Origin of the sequence: Streptomyces sp. NPDC058240 (assembly GCF_042882135.1) — a bacterium.
Lineage (GTDB): Bacteria > Actinomycetota > Actinomycetes > Streptomycetales > Streptomycetaceae > Streptomyces.
This window is the reverse complement of the sequence record NZ_JBHVWT010000008.1, coordinates 49,365-67,352: the sequence shown is the minus strand read 5'-3', so window position 1 is coordinate 67,352 and position 17,988 is coordinate 49,365. Positions and strand designations below refer to the sequence as shown.

Annotated in this window: 18 protein-coding genes; 9 read left to right on the top strand and 9 right to left on the bottom strand. The window is 71.6% G+C overall.

Annotated elements, in window-relative coordinates:
- Window positions 1-90: 90 nt before the first annotated feature.
- From ACFVX4_RS16575 to ACFVX4_RS16555, 5 genes are all read right to left on the bottom strand, one after another.
- A complete protein-coding gene (locus ACFVX4_RS16575; protein WP_389977186.1) occupies window positions 91-1,089 on the bottom strand; it encodes a TerC family protein in 999 nt (332 codons plus the stop codon).
- A gap of 287 nt (window positions 1,090-1,376) precedes the next feature.
- Entirely contained in the window at window positions 1,377-3,311 is a 1,935-nt protein-coding gene (locus tag ACFVX4_RS16570) for a TerD family protein (RefSeq protein WP_389977578.1), read from the bottom strand.
- Between the two features lie 181 nt (window positions 3,312-3,492).
- Entirely contained in the window at window positions 3,493-4,071 is a 579-nt protein-coding gene (locus ACFVX4_RS16565) for a TerD family protein (protein WP_389977183.1), read from the bottom strand.
- Window positions 4,072-4,202: 131 nt separating this feature from the next.
- Window positions 4,203-6,323, bottom strand: coding sequence for an excinuclease ABC subunit UvrB (gene uvrB / locus ACFVX4_RS16560; protein WP_389977180.1), 2,121 nt, complete (start codon window positions 6,321-6,323; stop codon window positions 4,203-4,205).
- A gap of 62 nt (window positions 6,324-6,385) precedes the next feature.
- A complete protein-coding gene (locus tag ACFVX4_RS16555) occupies window positions 6,386-7,273 on the bottom strand; it encodes an MHYT domain-containing protein (RefSeq protein WP_389977177.1) in 888 nt (295 codons plus the stop codon).
- A gap of 215 nt (window positions 7,274-7,488) precedes the next feature.
- Between ACFVX4_RS16555 and ACFVX4_RS16550 the strand changes: the two genes are divergently transcribed.
- From ACFVX4_RS16550 to ACFVX4_RS16540, 3 genes are all read left to right on the top strand, one after another.
- Window positions 7,489-8,439: a glycerophosphodiester phosphodiesterase gene (locus ACFVX4_RS16550; RefSeq protein WP_389977174.1), complete on the top strand. Its 951-nt coding sequence runs from the start codon at window positions 7,489-7,491 to the stop codon at window positions 8,437-8,439.
- A 47-nt stretch (window positions 8,440-8,486) separates the two neighbouring features.
- Window positions 8,487-9,029, top strand: a complete 543-nt coding sequence (locus ACFVX4_RS16545; protein ID WP_389977171.1) for a methylated-DNA--[protein]-cysteine S-methyltransferase — start codon at window positions 8,487-8,489, stop codon at window positions 9,027-9,029.
- A 118-nt stretch (window positions 9,030-9,147) separates the two neighbouring features.
- Window positions 9,148-10,467, top strand: coding sequence for an MFS transporter (locus ACFVX4_RS16540; protein WP_389977168.1), 1,320 nt, complete (start codon window positions 9,148-9,150; stop codon window positions 10,465-10,467).
- 13 nt (window positions 10,468-10,480) lie between these two features.
- Here ACFVX4_RS16540 and ACFVX4_RS16535 read toward each other — a convergent pair whose 3' ends face one another.
- Window positions 10,481-10,843: a cupin domain-containing protein gene (locus tag ACFVX4_RS16535; RefSeq protein WP_266420857.1), complete on the bottom strand. Its 363-nt coding sequence runs from the start codon at window positions 10,841-10,843 to the stop codon at window positions 10,481-10,483.
- Between the two features lie 154 nt (window positions 10,844-10,997).
- Here ACFVX4_RS16535 and ACFVX4_RS16530 point away from each other — a divergent pair, with 154 nt between their 5' ends.
- Both ACFVX4_RS16530 and ACFVX4_RS16525 read left to right on the top strand, forming a co-directional pair.
- Window positions 10,998-11,963: a pseudouridine-5'-phosphate glycosidase gene (locus ACFVX4_RS16530; protein WP_389977165.1), complete on the top strand. Its 966-nt coding sequence runs from the start codon at window positions 10,998-11,000 to the stop codon at window positions 11,961-11,963.
- Window positions 11,960-12,856, top strand: a complete 897-nt coding sequence (locus ACFVX4_RS16525) for a carbohydrate kinase family protein (RefSeq protein WP_389977162.1) — start codon at window positions 11,960-11,962, stop codon at window positions 12,854-12,856. Before ACFVX4_RS16530 ends, ACFVX4_RS16525 begins: the two co-directional genes overlap by 4 nt.
- A 71-nt stretch (window positions 12,857-12,927) precedes the next feature.
- Here ACFVX4_RS16525 and ACFVX4_RS16520 read toward each other — a convergent pair whose 3' ends face one another.
- Both ACFVX4_RS16520 and ACFVX4_RS16515 read right to left on the bottom strand, forming a co-directional pair.
- Window positions 12,928-13,578 carry a uridine kinase gene (locus ACFVX4_RS16520; protein WP_389977159.1) on the bottom strand — a complete coding sequence of 217 codons (651 nt, stop codon included), beginning with the start codon at window positions 13,576-13,578 and terminating at the stop codon, window positions 12,928-12,930.
- A 28-nt stretch (window positions 13,579-13,606) separates the two neighbouring features.
- Window positions 13,607-13,846 (bottom strand): hypothetical protein, encoded by a 240-nt coding sequence (locus ACFVX4_RS16515; RefSeq protein WP_389977158.1) that lies wholly within the window; start codon window positions 13,844-13,846, stop codon window positions 13,607-13,609.
- Here ACFVX4_RS16515 and ACFVX4_RS16510 point away from each other — a divergent pair.
- Both ACFVX4_RS16510 and ACFVX4_RS16505 read left to right on the top strand, forming a co-directional pair.
- Window positions 13,815-14,387, top strand: a complete 573-nt coding sequence (locus ACFVX4_RS16510; RefSeq protein WP_389977155.1) for a hypothetical protein — start codon at window positions 13,815-13,817, stop codon at window positions 14,385-14,387. The genes ACFVX4_RS16515 and ACFVX4_RS16510 overlap by 32 nt on opposite strands.
- Before the next feature lie 431 nt (window positions 14,388-14,818).
- Complete coding sequence (locus tag ACFVX4_RS16505; protein WP_389977153.1) at window positions 14,819-15,184, top strand: nuclear transport factor 2 family protein; 366 nt, start codon at window positions 14,819-14,821, stop codon at window positions 15,182-15,184.
- 98 nt (window positions 15,185-15,282) lie between these two features.
- Here the strand turns inward: ACFVX4_RS16505 and ACFVX4_RS16500 are convergent, their stop codons facing one another.
- Entirely contained in the window at window positions 15,283-15,951 is a 669-nt protein-coding gene (locus ACFVX4_RS16500; protein WP_389977150.1) for a winged helix-turn-helix transcriptional regulator, read from the bottom strand.
- A gap of 86 nt (window positions 15,952-16,037) precedes the next feature.
- On the opposite strand from ACFVX4_RS16500, the gene ACFVX4_RS16495 reads away from it, so the two are divergent.
- Both ACFVX4_RS16495 and ACFVX4_RS16490 read left to right on the top strand, forming a co-directional pair.
- Window positions 16,038-17,249: a pyridoxal phosphate-dependent aminotransferase gene (locus ACFVX4_RS16495; protein ID WP_389977147.1), complete on the top strand. Its 1,212-nt coding sequence runs from the start codon at window positions 16,038-16,040 to the stop codon at window positions 17,247-17,249.
- Window positions 17,250-17,262: 13 nt separating this feature from the next.
- Complete coding sequence (locus ACFVX4_RS16490) at window positions 17,263-17,880, top strand: peptidase (RefSeq protein ID WP_389977144.1); 618 nt, start codon at window positions 17,263-17,265, stop codon at window positions 17,878-17,880.
- Window positions 17,881-17,988 lie beyond the last annotated feature (108 nt).

Below are 17,988 nucleotides of genomic sequence, written 5' to 3'. Positions count from 1 at the left end.
CCCCCCCCCGCCCCCCCCCCCACCCTCCCCCCCCCCCCCCCCGGTGCCGGTTGCCGTCCGGGCGGACGGCCGCCGGGCCGTCCGCCGCGATCAGGCGTCGATGCCTGCGCCCTTGCCGGCGGCCTCGTCCTCGACCGACTCCGTCCGGGCCTGCTTCTTGTTGGCGACGAGGCTGGTGATCGTGGTGATCACCAGCACGCCGCAGATGACGCCGAGCGACACCGGGATGGAGATCTCGGGGACGTGCACCCCGGACTCGTGCAGCGCGTGCAGCACCAGCTTCACCCCGATGAAGCCGAGAATGACCGAGAGCCCGTAGCTGAGGTGGACCAGCTTCTTCAGCAGCCCGCCGATCAGGAAGTACAGCTGCCGCAGCCCCATCAGGGCGAAGGCGTTGGCGGTGAAGACGATGTACGGGTCCTGGGTCAGACCGAAGATCGCGGGGATGGAGTCCAGGGCGAACAGCACATCGGTGGTGCCGATGGCGAGCATGACGACCATCAGCGGTGTCAGGACGCGCTTGCCGTTGTTCCGGATGAAGAGCTTGGTGCCGTGGTAGCGGTCGGCCACCCCGAAGCGGCGCTCGATCGTCTTGAGGAGGCGGTTCTCCTCGAACTCCTCCTCTTCCTCGTCGGCCCGCGCCTCCTGGATGAGCTTCCAGGCGGTGTAGATCAGGAACGCGCCGAAGATGTAGAAGACCCACGAGAAGTTGGCGATCACGGCGGCGCCGGCGGCGATGAAGATCGCCCGCAGCACCAGCGCGATCAGCACACCGACCAGCAGTACCCGTTGCTGGAGGTGCGAGGGGACCGAGAACTTCGCCATGATCAGGACGAAGACGAAGAGGTTGTCGACACTGAGCGACTTCTCGGTGATGAAGCCGGCGAAGAACTCGCCCGATGCCTGGCTCTCGCCGAAGAGCAGCAGGCCGAGCCCGAAGAGGGCGGCCAGCGCGATCCAGACGATCGTCCAGATTCCGGCTTCCTTGGTCGTCACGTCATGGGGCTTGCGCCCGATGAAGAAGTCGACGGCGATAAGGGCTGACAGACCAAGAATGGTCAGCACCCAGAGGGTCCATGAAACGTCCACTGCGCCTCCGGCAGTTCGCTACGGCTACTGATCAGCGTCGTCGCTGCCGGAGGTCTCTTCCACCCGGGCGCACGGGATGCGCGCCACGGGCCGGCGCCCCGGGACCGGTCACGGTCCGTATTGACGGGAACGCCGCGTATGGGAGTACTCCCCTCCGCCCAAAGAACAGTACAGGGAGCACCAAGGAAAGGTAAAGGGGAGGGTAAAGATCATTCAAAAGCGCAGGTCGGAGTGGTGTGGGGTCGGTGCCGGTGTGCCCGGCCCGGATGCATGCCGGTACGCCAGACTCAGGGACGCCGGGGGCGCCGGGCCGCGGCCACCCCGGCGAGCACCTGCTCCAGAACGCGGCTCCCCGGCGGCATCCGCGGCGGCTCGTACGTCCAGGCGTGCCCCACCCAGGGATCGGCCAGGTGGTCGTCGGCGACCGGGGTGAGCCGGAGCAGCGAGCGCCACAGCGGGTCGAGCACCGGCCCGTACGCGCTGGCGTCCTCCCGGTCCGCGACCATCATCAGATGGACGCCGACCGAGGGCCCCTCGTCGGCGAGGTAGCGCAGCTGGGTGACGGACCGGTCGTCGAAGCCGTGCGGGAAGTCGTTGACGATCAGCAACTGCTCGCCCGTGTCCACGTCCGGCGGAAGCGAGTCGGCGGCGCCGGCCCGGATCGCCATCTGCACCAGGTCGACGCGCCGGGTGAGACGGGCGAGGACCGAGGCCACGCCCCCGGCTCCGGAGGCGGGCGGCCCGGCGAGCACCCCGGACCGGACCAGGGGGGCGAGCGCCCCGGCCGCCGAGCCCGCGGGGTCGATGACATGGACCGAGAACTCGTCGGCCGGGTAGACGGCCAGCAGCCGGGCCGCGTGCGCGACCGCGCTCTCCATGGCGAGGCCGCGCAGCCGGGCGCCGTCCATCAGGGCCGCGGCCTCGGACGCCGTGCGGCCGCTGTCGATCCAGATCCCGCGCTCCAGCGGCAGCCGGACCAGCAGCGGGATGTGCAGGCCGGGGTTCTCGGGCAGGTGGAGGTCGCCGACGCGCAGCGCCATGGGGATCTCCATCGGAACGCGGTAGGCGTGCCAGACGGGGTTGTCCCAGCCCGCGAACGCGGCGGGCAGCGCGGGCTCCACCACGGCGGCCTCGGCCACGAGCTGGGCGAGATCGCGGTCGAGGGCCTCGCGGGCCCGGGAGGTCAGCTCGTCGCGCTTGGCACGGGCCTCCTCGCGGGCCCGGTCCCCCGCGCCGCCGATCCGGCTGCGCGGGTCGGACAGGGCGCGGTCGAGCTCCTGTTCCATGCGGGACTCGGCGAAGTCGACGGCGCTGCGGTAGGCGGCGGCGGTGCGGGCCAGATCCTCGAACATGCCCCAGATCTGGTTGTAGAGGCGCTCGTCCATGGACCAGCCGGTCGCGTCCCCAGCCACGGGCTGTGCGGGGCGGCCCGGCTCGGCGGGCGGCGCGGTGGGAGGGGGCGGCGGGGGTGCGGCGGCCTGGCGGCGCGGGTGCGCGTAGTTGATGGGACCGCCGGTCGGGGCGGCGGGCGGCGGGGTGGCGGGCTCCGTGAGCGGCTCGGGCGGCTGGGCGGCGGGCCGGCGGCCGTCCGGGGGCGGTACGGGGCCGGTGCCGGATCCGACCCGGTCGGCGTCCGGGGTGCGCGGCGGGGGCGGGGTGACCGAGCGGGCCGTCGCCCGGGTGACCGCGTCCTGGATCGAGCGAGCCAGCTCGGCGGCCCGGGGCAGGCCCTGGTCGGCGAGCATGGCGTCGAGGCCGCCCGCGTAGCCCTGGCCGACGGCGCGTACCTTCCAGGCGCCCTGGCGGCGGTAGAGCTCCAGGGCCGCGACCGCGGATTCGGTGTCCAGGCCGGTGAGGGTGAAGGTGGCGATCTCGGCGCCGTCGAGCCCGGTGACGGCGATGAACGGGGAGGCGACCGCGCCGAACCGGACCGGGCCGCCGGCCCCCGTCGGCAGGGCCAGCAGCACGGTGACCCGGTGCACCGAGGCGGGCAGGGCGTCGAGGTCCACGGCGAGCCGGTGGTCGGCGGCGGCCTGTTTGGACACTTCGAGCCCGGGGAGCTGGGGCGATCCCGGGTGGGCGATCCATTCGGTGCCGTGCACCGTGCCGTTCTCGTCACCGAGCGTGGCACCGGCCACGACGGGCGTGCCGGCCGAAACCCGGATCTCCAGACGGGTCTGGGGCAAGGTGTGGTTCTGCCCCCGGACCAGCTCGGCCGTCATTGCCCTGTTCCCCTCGACGAGTCGCTGCTGCGTGGCGCGCCGCGCGCGCTGCGGCGCTGTGTGGTGCGGCGCCATGTGGTGCAGCTCCCGGCGGCCGATGCCTCCGGGAGCTGCGGGTACCGATGTGTACCGGCTCGGAGGGTGCTGAAGATCTTCAGTGCCCTCCTTGGTCGGGCTCCGCCTACAGCTGCGGCAGGATCGCCGGCATCAGGTCCTGGAAGGTGCGGCCGTTGGCCGGGTTGCCGAGGGCGGTCATCTGCCACCCGTTCCCCGAGCGGTGCACCTTCGCCATGATCTGGGCGGTGTACTGCCCGCCGCCGTCCAGCGTGTAGCGGGCGAGCTCCTGGCCGTTGGTCTCGTCGACGATGCGGCAGAAGGCGTTCTGCACCTCCTGGAACGTCTGGCCGGTGAAGGAGTTCACCGTGAAGACGATCTGGTCGATGTGGACCGGCACCCGCTGCAGGTCGACGAGGATCGCCTCGTCGTCGCCACCGGAACCGGCGCCGCCGACCAGGTTGTCCCCGGTGTGCTTGACCGAGCCGTCGTCACTGACGAGGTGGCGGAAGAAGACCACGTCGACCGGCTGCTTGTCGGCGAAGAGCACCGCCGATGCGTCGAGGTCGATCTCCCGTGTACGTGAACCGAACAGGCCCCGGCGCGGCGCCGCCTGCCAGCCGAGCCCCATCCGCACCGCGGTCAGGGTCCCCCCGTCGCTCTTCTGCAGGCTGATGGCCTGACCCTTGGTCATATTGACCGTCACGCGCTGTCCCCTCTCCGCTTTCCCCGCAACCGTCCGTGCGCGGTTTCCCAGAACCCTACGCAGTCACGCCGGTGGCGCGACCGTTCGGGGCCGTTTCGTGTCGGTCCTGCAACACACCAGGTGCGGCGGGCTCAGGCGAGACCCGCTTCCCGCATCTGGCGCAGCTCCTTCTTCAACTCCCCGACCTCGTCGCGCAGTCGCGCCGCCACCTCGAACTGGAGGTCCGCGGCGGCCGCCCGCATCCGGTCGGTCATCTCCTCGATGATTCCCGCGAGTTCGGTGGCGGGCCGGTCGGTGACCGCTTCGCCGCCGCTCCTGGCCTTCTTGGACCCGGCCGATTTGGTGCCCAGCGCGGGAACGGGCGCCTTGGCGCCCTTGGCCTGGCGGTAGCCGGTGCCGAGCAGCTGCTCGGTGTCGACCTCCTCGCGGGCGATCGTCGCGACGATGTCGTTGATCTTCTTCCGCAGCGGCTGCGGATCGAGGCCGCGCTCGGTGTTGTAGGCGATCTGCTTCTCGCGGCGGCGATTGGTCTCGTCGATGGCCTGCGCCATCGCCGGGGTGATCTTGTCCGCGTACATGTGGACCTGTCCCGAGACGTTTCGGGCGGCTCGCCCGATGGTCTGGATCAGGGACGTCCCCGAGCGCAGGAAGCCCTGCTTGTCCGCGTCGAGGATGGCGACGAGCGACACCTCGGGCAGGTCGAGACCCTCGCGCAGGAGGTTGATGCCGACCAGTACGTCGTACTCACCGGAGCGCAGCTCGCGCAGCAGCTCGATGCGGCGCAGCGTGTCGACGTCGCTGTGCAGATAGCGGACCTGGATGCCGAGCTCCAGGAAGTAGTCGGTGAGGTCCTCGGCCATCTTCTTGGTGAGGGTGGTGACCAGGACCCGCTCGTCCTTCTCGGCGCGCGTGCGGATCTCGTGCACCAGGTCGTCGATCTGGCCCTCGGTGGGCTTGACGACCACCTCCGGGTCGACGAGGCCGGTGGGGCGGATGATCTGCTCCACGAAGCCGTCGCCCCGGGACAGCTCGTACTTCCCGGGGGTGGCGGAGAGGTAGACGGTCTGGTCGATCCGGCTCAGGAACTCCTCCCACTTCAGCGGGCGGTTGTCGAGCGCGGAGGGGAGCCGGAAGCCGTGGTCGACGAGGGTGCGCTTGCGGGAGGCGTCGCCCTCGTACATCGCGCCGATCTGCGGCACGGTGACATGCGACTCGTCGAGGACGAGGAGGAAGTCCTCGGGGAAGTAGTCGAGGAGGGTGTTGGGGGCGGTGCCGGGCGAGCGGCCGTCGAAGTGCATCGAGTAGTTCTCGACACCGGAGCAGGTGCCGATCTGCCGGAGCATCTCGATGTCGTACGTGGTGCGCATCCGCAGCCGCTGGGCCTCCAGCATCTTGCCCTGCTTCTCCAGCTCGGCGAGGCGCTGCTCCAGTTCCTGCTCGATGCCGCTGACCGCCTTCTCCATGCGCTCGGGGCCCGCGACGTAGTGGCTGGCGGGGAAGACATGGAGGGACTGGTCCTCGCTGATCACCTCGCCGGTGAGCGGGTGGAGGGTGGAGAGCGCCTCGATCTCGTCGCCGAACATCTCGATGCGGACGGCGAGCTCCTCGTAGACCGGGAAGATCTCGATGGTGTCGCCGCGGACCCGGAAGGTGCCCCGGGTGAACGCGAGGTCGTTGCGGGTGTACTGGATCTCGACGAAACGGCGCAGCAGCTGGTCCCGGTCGATCTCGTCGCCGACCTTGAGCTGGACCATCCGGTCCACGTACTCCTGGGGCGTGCCGAGGCCGTAGATGCAGGAGACGGACGCGACCACGATGACGTCGCGCCGGGTGAGCAGCGAATTCGTCGCGGAGTGGCGCAGCCGCTCGACCTCCTCGTTGATCGAGGAGTCCTTCTCGATGTAGGTGTCCGACTGCGGGACGTACGCCTCGGGCTGGTAGTAGTCGTAGTACGAGACGAAGTACTCGACGGCGTTGTTGGGCAGCAGCTCGCGGAACTCGTTCGCCAGCTGGGCGGCGAGCGTCTTGTTCGGCGCCATCACGAGCGTGGGGCGCTGCAGCTTCTCGATCATCCACGCGGTGGTCGCCGATTTACCGGTGCCGGTCGCGCCGAGCAGGACGACGTCCTTCTCGTCCGCGCGGATGCGCCGCTCCAGCTCGGCGATGGCCGCGGGCTGGTCGCCGCTGGGCTGGTAGGGACTGACGACCTCGAAAGGCGCCACCGAACGTTCGATCTTCGAAACGGGCCGCATGGAACCACCGTACGACCCGCCACTGACAACCGGGCCGGGTCAGCCGGCGTACCGGGCCGGGGTCACCATTCTCCCGGCGGCGCGGGGTCGCGCGGCCGGGAGTGGAACGACGCCGGGTCGGCATGCGTTCCGAACCGCGGCACCTGCCGCTGGGCCGGGATTCCGGCCGGTCGGCCGACCCCTTTCAGGGCCCTGGGGTCGTTCCAGTCGGGGGTGCCCATCACCATCAGCGGATCGAACATCACGACCACCGCGGCGAGGAGCAGGAAGCAGCCGGGGCCGATCAGCAGCGGCACGAGCGGTGCGGTCGCCCCGTCGGCCGGAGTGTTGTCGGGAAGGGCGCCGGGGTGCAGGTGGACGCTGAGCGCGGCCATGCCGGTGTAGTGCATGCCGCTCACCGCGACGCCCATGACGACGCTGGCCCCGAGACTGGGCAGGAACCCGTTGATGGAGACGGCCGCCCAGAGCGCGGTCGTGGCGGCGACCACGGCGATGACGACGGAGAGGGCCACGGTGAACGTGTCGTACTCGAGCTGTCCTTCGAGACATATTCCGGCCATGCCCAGGTAGTGCATGGTGGCCACGCCGAGTCCGGTGATGGTGCCGCCCGTCACCAGGGCCATTCTGGTGGCGCCGCGGTATCCGACGATGAAGATGCCGACGCCGACCATGCCGACGGCGACCGCGAGACTGGCGAAGGTGATCGGCTTGTCGTAGCCGATGGTCACCCCGTCGACGGAGAAGCCCATCATCGCGATGAAGTGCATCGTCCATATGCCGGAGCCGATGGACGTCGCACCGAGGGCCAGCCAGCCTGCTTTGAAGGAACGCTCGGTGCGCAGCGAACGGTTCGTGCAACGCAGTCCGAGGGCCGCGCCGAGGCAGGCCATGAGGAAGGCCGCGACGGGCGTCACCGCTCCGTAGCTGAAACCGTCGATCGTGCCCTGCATGCTCGTACGCCCTTCGCGGAAGCCCGGGTTCGGGGTGACCCTAAGGCGCGAGTCCCGGCAAACAAACAGAAGAGCTGCATTTTATCGAGCGGGAATCCGGCCCGTGACCCGGCATCGGCGGCCGCGTTCACGTTGTGGCCATCCTTCGCCTGTCCCCCGTTGGGGCGTGGCTGTCACTCTCGGCCCGTCCGCAACTTCTGACGCAAGGAGTACACGTGTACGCACGCACCGCAACCGCCGCTCTGGCCGCCGCCGCTCTGATGGGTACCGGCGCCTTTCTGATGTCGACCGCCGATACGCGGACCCCGGACAGCGCCACGGCCGGCGCCGGGCACGTGACCGCGGTCACCGGCATCAGCACGGTGAGCGCCCGGACCACGGACGCGAAGCGGACCGCCCCCGTCGTCTTCGCCCACCGGGGCGCTTCGGCCTATGCGCCGGAGAACACCCTGGCCGCCGTCGACAAGGCCGACGCCCTCGGCTTCGACTGGGTGGAGAACGACGTCCAGTTCACCAAGGACGGCGTGCTGGTGGTCGTGCACGACACCGATCTGAAGCGGACCACCGATGTCGAGGAGGTCTTCCCGGACCGGACCTCGTGGGCGGTCAAGGACTTCACGGCGGCGGAGATCGCCCGGCTGGACGCGGGCAGCTGGTTCGGTCCGCAGTTCGCCGGGACCCGGGTGCCCACGCTCAAGCAGTACCTGGACCGGATCGAGCGCAACCGGCAGAAGCTGCTGCTGGAGATCAAGAGCCCCGAGATCTACCCGGGCATCGAGAAGGAGACCCTTCGGGTGCTGCGCCAGAAGGGGTGGCTCGACCGCGCTCATGTGAAGAACCGGCTCGTCATCCAGAGCTTCGGCGCGGACAGCGTGAAGAAGGTGCACCAGCTGCGCCCGGACATCACGACGGGCTTCCTCGGCACCCCCACGGTGGCCGATCTGCCGTCGTACGCGGCCTTCACCGACCAGATCAACCCCTCCTCCACATCCATTTCGGCCGACTACGTGAACGCGGTCCACGCGCTGAAGGGCGCGCACGGCAAGAAGCTCCGGGTCAACACCTGGACGGTCAACGACGCGGCGAGCGCCCAGAAGGTGGCGGGCCTCGGCGTGGACGGGATCATCACCAACAACCCCGACGTGGTGCGCGAGGCCACGGGCTGACCCGGGGCCGCGGCCGGTTGTCAGTGGGCGGCCGTACGGTGGTTCCCATGAACAGCAACGGGGTCGTCGAGTGGGCCGTCGTCGGGAGCGACATCGGCCCGCTGCTCCTTGCCGCTACCGGCACGGGCCTGGTGAGCGTGGCCTTCCACGCCCGTCCCGAGGTGCGGGAGAAGGCGGTGGGGCAGCTGCGGACGCGACTCGGCGCGGAGCCGGTGGAGAGTCCCGGCTCCGCCCGGCTCGCCGAGCCGATACGCCAGCTCGCGGCGTACTTCGCGGGCTCGTCGCGGGAGTTCTCGCTCGACCTGGACTGGTCGCTGACCTCCGGCTTCAACCGCCAGGTGCTCCGCGAGCTGGCGACGGGCGTGCCGTACGGGACGGTCGTCGGATACGGGGATCTCGCCGGTCGCTTGGGGCAGCCGGGAGCCGCGCAGGCGGTCGGGGTGGCCATGGCGTCCAATCCGCTGCCGGTGGTGGTGCCGTGCCACCGGGTGGTGGAGAGCGACGGCGGACTCGGCGGTTTCGGCGGGGGTGTCGAGACCAAGCGGCAACTGCTGGCGCTGGAGGGCGTGCTGCCCCGGCCGCTGTTCTGAGCCGGTCGCCGGAGTCCTCGCGCCGGGGCGATCCCGGACTCCTGCGCGCCGGGGCGTGCCGGCCATGTCCGTCCCGAACCCGGTTTCGTACCTGTGTACGGACTGGCACACTGCGCCAGTGACCAACACCCTTGACGCACCTGACACCCCCACCGGGCCCGGCCACCCCGCCGCCCGGGTCTCGGCGGCCGAGCTTCCCGGTCTGCGGCGCAGAACGTCGGCGGTGCTCATCGGCAGCCAGATACTCGGCGGCCTCGGCGTGCCCATCGGTATCGCCCTGGCCCCCGTGCTGGCCACGGAGGTGAGCGGCTCCGAGGCGCTGTCCGGTCTGGCCCCGACCGCTTCGGTGACCGGGACCGCGCTGCTCTCGCTGCCGCTGGCCGCGCTGATGACCGCGCGCGGCCGGCGCCCCGGTCTGGTACTGGCGTATCTGATCGGTGCGCTCGGCGCGGGGCTCGTGGTCCTGTCCACCCTCGTGGAGAGTTTCCCGTTGCTGCTGCTCGGCATGGCCGGGTTCGGTGCGGGGTCCTCGGCCAATCTGCAGGCCCGGTTCGCCGCCGCGGATCTGGCCGAGCCCGACCGGCGCGGCCGGGCGATCTCCACCGTCATCTGGGCCACCACCATCGGTTCCGTCCTCGGGCCGAACATCGCCGCCCCGGTGGGCCATGTCTTCCGCGGCACCGCGATATCCGAGAAGGCGGGTCCGTTCGTCTTCGCGGCCGGGATCTTCCTGCTGGCCGCCGTGGTGGTCGGAGCGCTGCTGCGGCCGGACCCGCTGCTCACGGCGCGGGCGCTGGCGCCGCAGGGCGACGGGTCCCCGGCCGGCCGTTCACTGCGTGCCGGAGTCGCGGCGGTCCGGGCCTCACCGATGGCACGACTGGCGCTGGTGACGGTGGCCGTCTCGCACACCGCGATGGTCTCGATCATGGTGATGACCCCGGTCGATCTGGGCCACCACGGCGCCGGTCTCCAGCTGATCGGCCTGGTCATCAGCGGCCACATCGCGGGGATGTACGCGTTCTCCCCGGTGATGGGCTGGCTGTCGGACCGCTTCGGCCGGCTCGCCGTGATCGGTCTGGCGGTCGGGCTGTTCTCCTGCGCCGCGCTGCTGGCCGGAACCGCAGGCCCCAGCCACGGGCAGACGGCGGCCGGTCTCTTCACGCTCGGTCTCGGCTGGTCGGCGGGGCTGGTCGCCGGTTCGGCGCTGCTCACCGACTCCGTGCCGCAGGCGGCCCGCGCCGCCGTGCAGGGTCTGTCGGATCTGACCATGAACACGGCGGCGGGCATCGGCGGAGCCGTCGCCGGCGTCATCGTCGCGCGGGCGAGCTACGGCTGGCTGAACGTGGTCGGAGCATGTCTGCTGCTGCCGATGGCGGCGCTGGCGCTGCGCCGGGCACTCGCCCGGCCTGCGGCACCGGCGTCTCCACGCGACCTCTGAGGCTTCTGAGGCTTCAGAGGCTGATGTGGTACGCCTTGCGCAGCGTCTCGTGCACGGTCCACGTCGTACGGTCGCCCTCGCGCAGCACGGCGGCGTCCCCCGGGCCGACCTCCAGCGTCGCACCGCCCTCGACCGCGACGGTCGCGCGCCCGCTGACGACCACGAAGAGTTCGTCGGCCTCGGTGTCCGTGACCACGCCGGGCGTGATCTGCCAGATCCCGCGCACCTGCTTGCCGTCGGGCGACTCCCAGAGCACCTTGCCGGTCACCACGGGCTCGCCCGAGACGATCTGCGCGGGGTCGAGCGGTTCCGGTTCGAGTTCGGCGTCCGGAATGTGCACGGCGAACGAGGCAGGAGCTTGATCAAATGTGGTCATGGCCGGTCACCTTAGCGACCGCCGGAAAGCAACTCCGCAGCAGGATGCGCCGGGAGGGGACGGCACGGACCCGGCCCGTTCGATCCCGTCCCGTACGCACCCGCCACTCCGGTCGCACGTTTGAGGCGGGTGCGCCCGCGACAGGGATGTGGACATGTCATCCAACGCCTCGCACAGCGCACATCCCTGCGACCCCGCCCTCTCCCCCGAGGTACGGGCGGCCCTCGCCACGCACCACCCCGTCGTGGCCCTGGAGTCGACGATCATCGCCCACGGTCTGCCGCGCCCCCGCAATCTGCGGGTCGCCGAGGAGCTCGAAGGGCTCGTACGGTCCGCGGGCGCGGTACCCGCGACGATCGCCGTGCTCGACGGCAGGGCCCATATCGGCCTGGACAAGGCCCAGTTGGAGCGGGTCGCCGCGGACCCCGCGATGCGGAAGCTGGGGCACCGGGACCTCGCGCCGGCCCTGGCGACGGGCGCGAGCGGGGCGACGACCGTGTCCGCGACGGCGTTCCTGGCCGCGCGCGCGGGCCTGCGAGTCTTCGCGACCGGCGGACTCGGCGGCGTACACCGGGAATGGACCCGGACCCAGGACGAGTCCGCCGATCTCCGGCTCCTCGCACGGACCGGCATCACCGTGGTGTGCGCGGGGGTGAAGTCGATCCTGGACGTCCCGGCCACGCTGCAGCGCCTGGAGACACTCGGCGTCGCAGTGCTCGGCTACGGCACCGACCGCTTCCCCGGTTTCTATCTGACCAGTTCGGGCGAGCCGGTCGACTGGACGGTGCGGACGCCCGAGGAGGTCGCGGGGGTGATGCGGGCCCAGGACGTGCTCGGCGGCCCCGGTTCCGCGCTGATCGTCGCCAACCCCGTGCCCGTGGCGGACCAGTTGGATCCCGCGCTCCACGACCGCGTGCTGGCCGAGGCCCTGGAGGAATGCCGGGAGCGCGGCATCGCGGGCCAGGCCGTCACACCGTTCCTGCTGGACCGGCTGATGCGGGGAACCGGGGGCGCTTCGCTGGAGGCCAATCTGGCGGCCGTGCGCGGAAACGTATCGCTTGCCGCGCGGATCTCCGGCGCGTGGGCCGCCACGCCCCAGGACCCGGCGGCCGGAGCATGACCGACGGCGGTCTGCTCGTCATCGGGGACGTGGTCACGGACGTGGTGGCCCGGCACGGAACGGCGCTGGTCCACGGCACGGACACCCCGGCCAGGATCCGCACCCTGCCCGGCGGCGCGGGGGCCAACGTCGCCTGCTGGGCGGCCCGTTCGGGATGTGCCGACGTACGGCTGCTGGCCAGGGTCGGCGCCGACAGCGCGGACTGGCACCGGGACGCACTGCGGCGGGCGGGGGTGCGCTGCCTGCTGGCCGTGGACGACGACGCGCCGACCGCCACCGTCGTCGCGCTCGTCGACTCCGCCGCCGAGCGCACCTTCCTCACCGACAGCGGCGCCGTGCTCCGCCTCTCCCCCGACGACTGGTCACCGTCGATGCTGGACGGCATCGCCCATCTCCACCTCTCCGGCTATCTGCTCTTCGCCTCGACGAGCCGTGCGACGGCCCTGCTCGCCCTGCGGGAGGCGCGGCGGCGACGGATCCCGGTGAGCGTCGACCCGGCCTCGGCCGGTTTCCTCGCCGAGCTGGGCGCCGACCGGTTCCTGACCGCCGTGGAGGGCGTCGATCTGCTGCTGCCCAACGCGGACGAGGCCCGGCTGCTCACCGGACTGCCCGAACCGGCGGACGCCGCGGCCAAGTTGAGCCTCCAGGCGGGCCGGGTGGTCGTCACGCTCGGCGAGGGCGGGGCGCTGCTTGCCGCCGGGGGCGCGGTGACCCGGCGCGTCCCGGCCGTTCAGGTGCGCGGAGCGGTGGACTCGACCGGGGCGGGCGACGCGTTCACCGGCGGATTCCTCGCGGCGCACCTGGCGGGGGCGGACGACGCCTCGGCCGCGGCGGCGGGATGCCGGGCGGGGGCGGAGGCGGTCACCACCGTGGGCGGCCGCCCCGGCCCCTGACCAGGACGTCAGGTCGCCGCCCCGGCCCCGTACCACACCATCGGTTCGCCGCCCCGGCCCTGAGCACACCGTCAAGTCGCCGACCCGCCCCACCCGGTCCAGGCCGGGTGCAGCGGATCGTCGGCCCGCACGACCGCGTCCGCCCGGTCGCCGGGCGCCGCCTCGCCCTCGTACCGCGCGAAAGCGGGCAGCGTCCAGCGCTCGCCCTCCTCGGTGCGCCGCCGCAGCGCGCCCGGCGACAACCGCAGATGGACACTCAGATCGAACGGGAACCAGTGCCCCAGCAACAACGGGCCGTGCATCACCAGCACTCCGCCCTCGGGCAGCGGCCGGTACGGGCTGCGCGTGGCCCGGTCGGTCACCGGATCCCAGAGATCGGTCAGCACCCGCCCGCTCCCGCCGGCCTCCAGCGGCCCGAAGACCTCGCGCCACAGCGCGCCCGTGTCGAACCAGCTGTCATAGTACGAGTCGGGGTCCTCCTTGCCGTACTCGTACCGGAGACTCGCCGGCCGCAGGAATCCCTGGGTGGACACGACCAGCACCGCACGGCCCCGGACCCGCAACGCCTGTGCGACGCACTCGGCCGGCTCCCTGGTACGGGCCGCAGGAGCACCGTCGACGGCGACCTTCAGCCAGGGCCCGCCGTCGGCGGGTTCGAGGGCGTCGGCACGTGCGGCGAAGGCTTCGGCCAGCCGCTCCCAGGTGATCGCTTCGAATCGCACCCGACCATCATCGCCCCGGCTCCGGTGCTCAGTGCCGGCCGTCCCACCACCGGAAGGCGTCCTCGTCGGGTTCGTCGGGGCCGGCGAAGCGGAACGGGACGCCGAGCCGCTCCGCCAGCTCCCGTCCCGTCCGCTCCGCCTCGCCGGTACCCGCCGCGCCGATCCGGAAGCCGGCCAGGGCGACGCCCTCCCACGGCCGGGCCAGGACCGCGGTCAGCACCACGATCCAGCCCCGGGTGTCGCCGTCCCAGACCGCCTCGACGGCCACGGGGCAGGGCGCCGACAGCGGCGGCCAGGGTGTCCACGTCGTGGCGGAGCGGTGGCGGCATGCGATCCGCGAGCACGCGGTGGCGCCCTTCGAGCACATCCACGCATGTGTGCAGCTCCGGACGGGGCTCGATGCCGCACTCCCGCATCGCGTGGACGGCCTGGACGGTCCGGCCCGCCAGGACCAGCGCGTCGACCCGCTCGCGTACGTCGGCGGGGAACGTCCACCACATGAGCTGTGCCCGGTGGCCCTCGGCGAGGCGCAGTACACGGTCGGCGAGCGGGCGCAGGCCGGGTTCACTGTCGGCCGCCGTATCGGCGAGCCGGCGGATGTCGTCGAACCACCGTCCGGACACGCTGTCCGGCGCGTCGATGCGCCGCAGGCCGCGCTCCAGCAGCCCCTGGGCGTTCTGCGGCTGTCCGCGCAGTACGGCCTTCGTCGCGGCGACCGCGTTGGCCAGCGCGCTCGCCGACCGCGACCAGTCGTCGCCGTCCGTCCCAGGGACGTCCTGGCCGTGGCCGGACCGGTGGGAGCCCGGTGACGCCCTGATCTCCAGGTCCACGCGCCAGAACAGCGGAAGCCCGCGGAAGGCGGCGAAGAGCAGCCGCCGCTCACGGGAGTTCCGCGACTCGGGATCGGTACGCAGGGAGTCCAGGGGCGAAACCGTTTCGAGCACGCCCGGGACGGCGGCGAGGCAGGTGTCGAACCGGTCGCCGGGCACGATCCAGGCGATGTCGATGTCGCTGTACGCGTCCGCTGTTCCGCGGGCGAGCGAGCCCCGCAGCTCCGCCCGCGAACCGGGGCAGTGCGCGGTGAGCGCCCTCGTCAGGTCCTGTGCGAACGCGGCGCGGCGCACCGGGTCGAGTTCACACGCGCTCGTCCGGTCCCGGGGGCCCTCCGCATTCATGGCCTCTCTCCCCTCGTCAGAAGAATGCTCCGTTCCCGGCGGGTCCGCCTCCTACGATCGCCCCCATGGACCTCGAATTCGCCCGCGCGTTCGCCGCCGAGTGGCTGGACGGCTGGAACTCCCATGACCTGGACCGCATTCTGACGCACTATCACGACGACGTGACATTCAGTTCACCCGTGATCGCGCAGATGACCGGCGACGCGTCCGGCACGGTGCACGGCAAGGAGGCGCTGCGGGCGTACTGGGCGACGGGCCTGGAGCGCATCCCCGAGCTGCGGTTCGAGCTGGTGGACGTCCGGGTGAGCGTCCACGCCCTGGTGATCGACTACCGCAACCAGATCGGCGGCCGGGTCAGCGAGGTGCTGACCTTCCGCGACGGGCTGGTGATCTCCGGCTTCGGGGCGTACGGGGAGACGCTCGCCAACTGACGACCGGCCAACCGCGTCGGCGCCCGGAGATCGCCCCGGGCCGATCAACTCCCACGGTCCCCGAGGAAGTCGGCGCGGGGAGCCTTCGGGCCGCTCCGTCACTGGCCGCGCAGCTCGGCGGCGAGCGGCCCGTCGCCCGACACCTCGACGCGCCCGCCCTTGACGGCCTCGGCGAGGGTCAGACCGCCCTGCGCGAGCTCCAGGCAGACCTCGACGTCGAGTGCGATACGGGCATCGGCGCGGGCGGCGGGGCCATCCCCGTAGACCGCCGCCCCGTCCTCCGCACCACCGGCGCGCACGTGGAACTCGCCCTCTTCCAGGTGCGCTTCGACGACCCCGGCGTGGGTCAGCCCGTCCAGCGCACGCAGCAGCGGGAGGGCGAACCAGTGGGCCCGCACCGCGTCGGTGGGCCGCCGTTCGGCGAGCTCGGGCGCACCCCACTCCGCGAGCGCGGCGAGCACCGGCATCAGACCGTGGCCGCGGCCGGTCAGTTCGTAGACCGAGGCGGCGGCGGGCGGCGGGAGCCGGCGGCGGGTGGCGAGGCCGCTCTGCTCCATGTCCCTGAGCCGGGAGGCGAGCACGTCCGTACTGACGCCCGGCAGGTCGGCGTGGAGGTCGGTGTAGCGGCGGGGGCCCGCCAGCAGTTCACGGACGATCAGCAGGGTCCACCGGTCGCCCACGGAATCGAGGGCCCGTGCGGTGGCGCAGAACTGGTCGTAGCTCCGGCGGTGGACCGGGCGCGTTGCGGGCTGTTGCTGACGTGGCATGCGACGCAGTCTAGACATGTTGTTGGACTTTCCAAGCCCGAGCTTGGTAAAACCAAGTATCGCAATCAGGTCGGGGAGGCCACCGCATGGAATTCCGGCAGTCCAGCAAGCTCAACGAGGTCTGTTACGAGATCCGGGGCCCGGTCATCGAGCACGCCAACGCCCTGGAGGAGGCGGGCCACAGCGTGCTCCGGCTCAACACGGGCAACCCCGCGCTCTTCGGTTTCGAGGCGCCGGAGGAGGTCGTCCAGGACATGATCCGGATGCTTCCGCAGGCCCACGGCTACACGGATTCGCGCGGCATCCTGTCCGCCCGCCGGGCAGTGGCGCAGCGCTACCAGGCGATGGGGCTGGCGGACGTCGGGGTCGACGACATCTTCCTCGGCAACGGTGTCTCCGAGCTGATCTCGATGGCCGTCCAGGCGCTGCTGGAGGACGGCGACGAGGTGCTCGTCCCGTCCCCCGACTACCCGCTGTGGACCGCGGTGGTGACCCTCGCGGGCGGCAAGTCCGTGCACTACACCTGCGACGAGGCGTCGGACTGGAACCCGGACCTCGCCGACATGGCTTCGAAGATCACCGACCGCACCAAGGCCGTCGTGATCATCAACCCGAACAATCCGACCGGCGCCGTCTACCCGCGCGAGATCCTCGAAGGCATCCTCGACCTGGCGCGCAGGCACGGCCTGATGGTGTTCGCCGACGAGATCTACGACCAGATCCTGTACGACGACGCCGAGCACCACAGCGTGGCGGCCCTCGCCCCCGACCTGGTCTGCCTCACCTTCAGCGGCCTGTCGAAGACGTACCGCGTGGCGGGCTTCCGCTCCGGCTGGATGGTGGTCTCCGGCCCGCAGCAGCACGCCCGCAACTATCTGGAGGGGCTGACCACGCTCGCCTCCATGCGCCTGTGCCCCAACGCGCCCGCGCAGTACGCCATTCAGGCCGCGCTCGGCGGCCGGCAGTCGATCCGGGAGCTGGTCGCGCCGGGCGGCAGACTGTACGAGCAGCGCAACCGGGCCTGGGAGAAGCTGAACGAGATCCCGGGGGTGTCGTGCGTGAAGCCGAAGGGCGCGCTGTACGCGTTCCCGCGCCTCGACCCGAAGGTGCATCGCATCGTCGACGACGAGAAGTTCGTGCTGGATCTGCTGCTGCGGGAGAAGATCCAGGTCGTGCAGGGCACCGGCTTCAACTGGCCGCGGCCCGACCACTTCCGGATCCTCACACTCCCGTACGCTGACGATCTCGACGCGGCGATCAGCCGCATCGGCCGCTTCCTGACCGGATACCGCCAGTGATCGGATGCCCCCGGTGACCTGCTCCACCTGCCGCTTTCCCGTCCATACCCAGTTCGCCTCGTCCGGGCTCGTCGGCCCGATCGTGGAGGACGGACTCGATCCGGCCTCCGACCCGGCCTGGGCGGAGTCGGGGGCGGCGTCACCGGCCGAGTACGCGCGCTGGTCGGGTCATCTGTGCGGTATGACCTGCCTGCGCATGGCACTCGGCGCCGGGGCCCCGTCCCTGTTCGCGCTGCGCGACGGGGCGCTCCGGTACGGCGCGTACGCGGAGGACGCGCAGGGCGAGATTTGGGGTCTGATCTACGCCCCCTTCGCCGAGTACGCACGCGAGGTGCACGGTGTGGACGCCAGGGTGCACCGCCATCTCGCGCCGGAGGAGATCCTCGGCCTGCTGGACGGCGGCCGGACGGTGATGGCCTCGGTGCACTACGGCATCCGGTACCCCGGGCGGCCGGCTCCCGGGCGGGGCGGGCATCTGGTGCTGCTGACGTCCCGTACGGCCGACGGCACGGGCGTCCACTTCCACAACCCGTCGGGCACGACGGCGGGAACGCGGGCCGCGGAGCTCGCGCTGCCCGACTTCGAGCGCTTCTTCGCGGGGCGCGGGGTGTCGCTGCCCGCGAGCGTCTGAACGGCGCGTCGCGGGATCGAGCCGCACGTCGCCGGAGACGGGAGCGGGCCCGGGGGCGTAGCCGACCCCCGAGCCCTGGTGTGCCACCCATACGGCACGCCGACACTT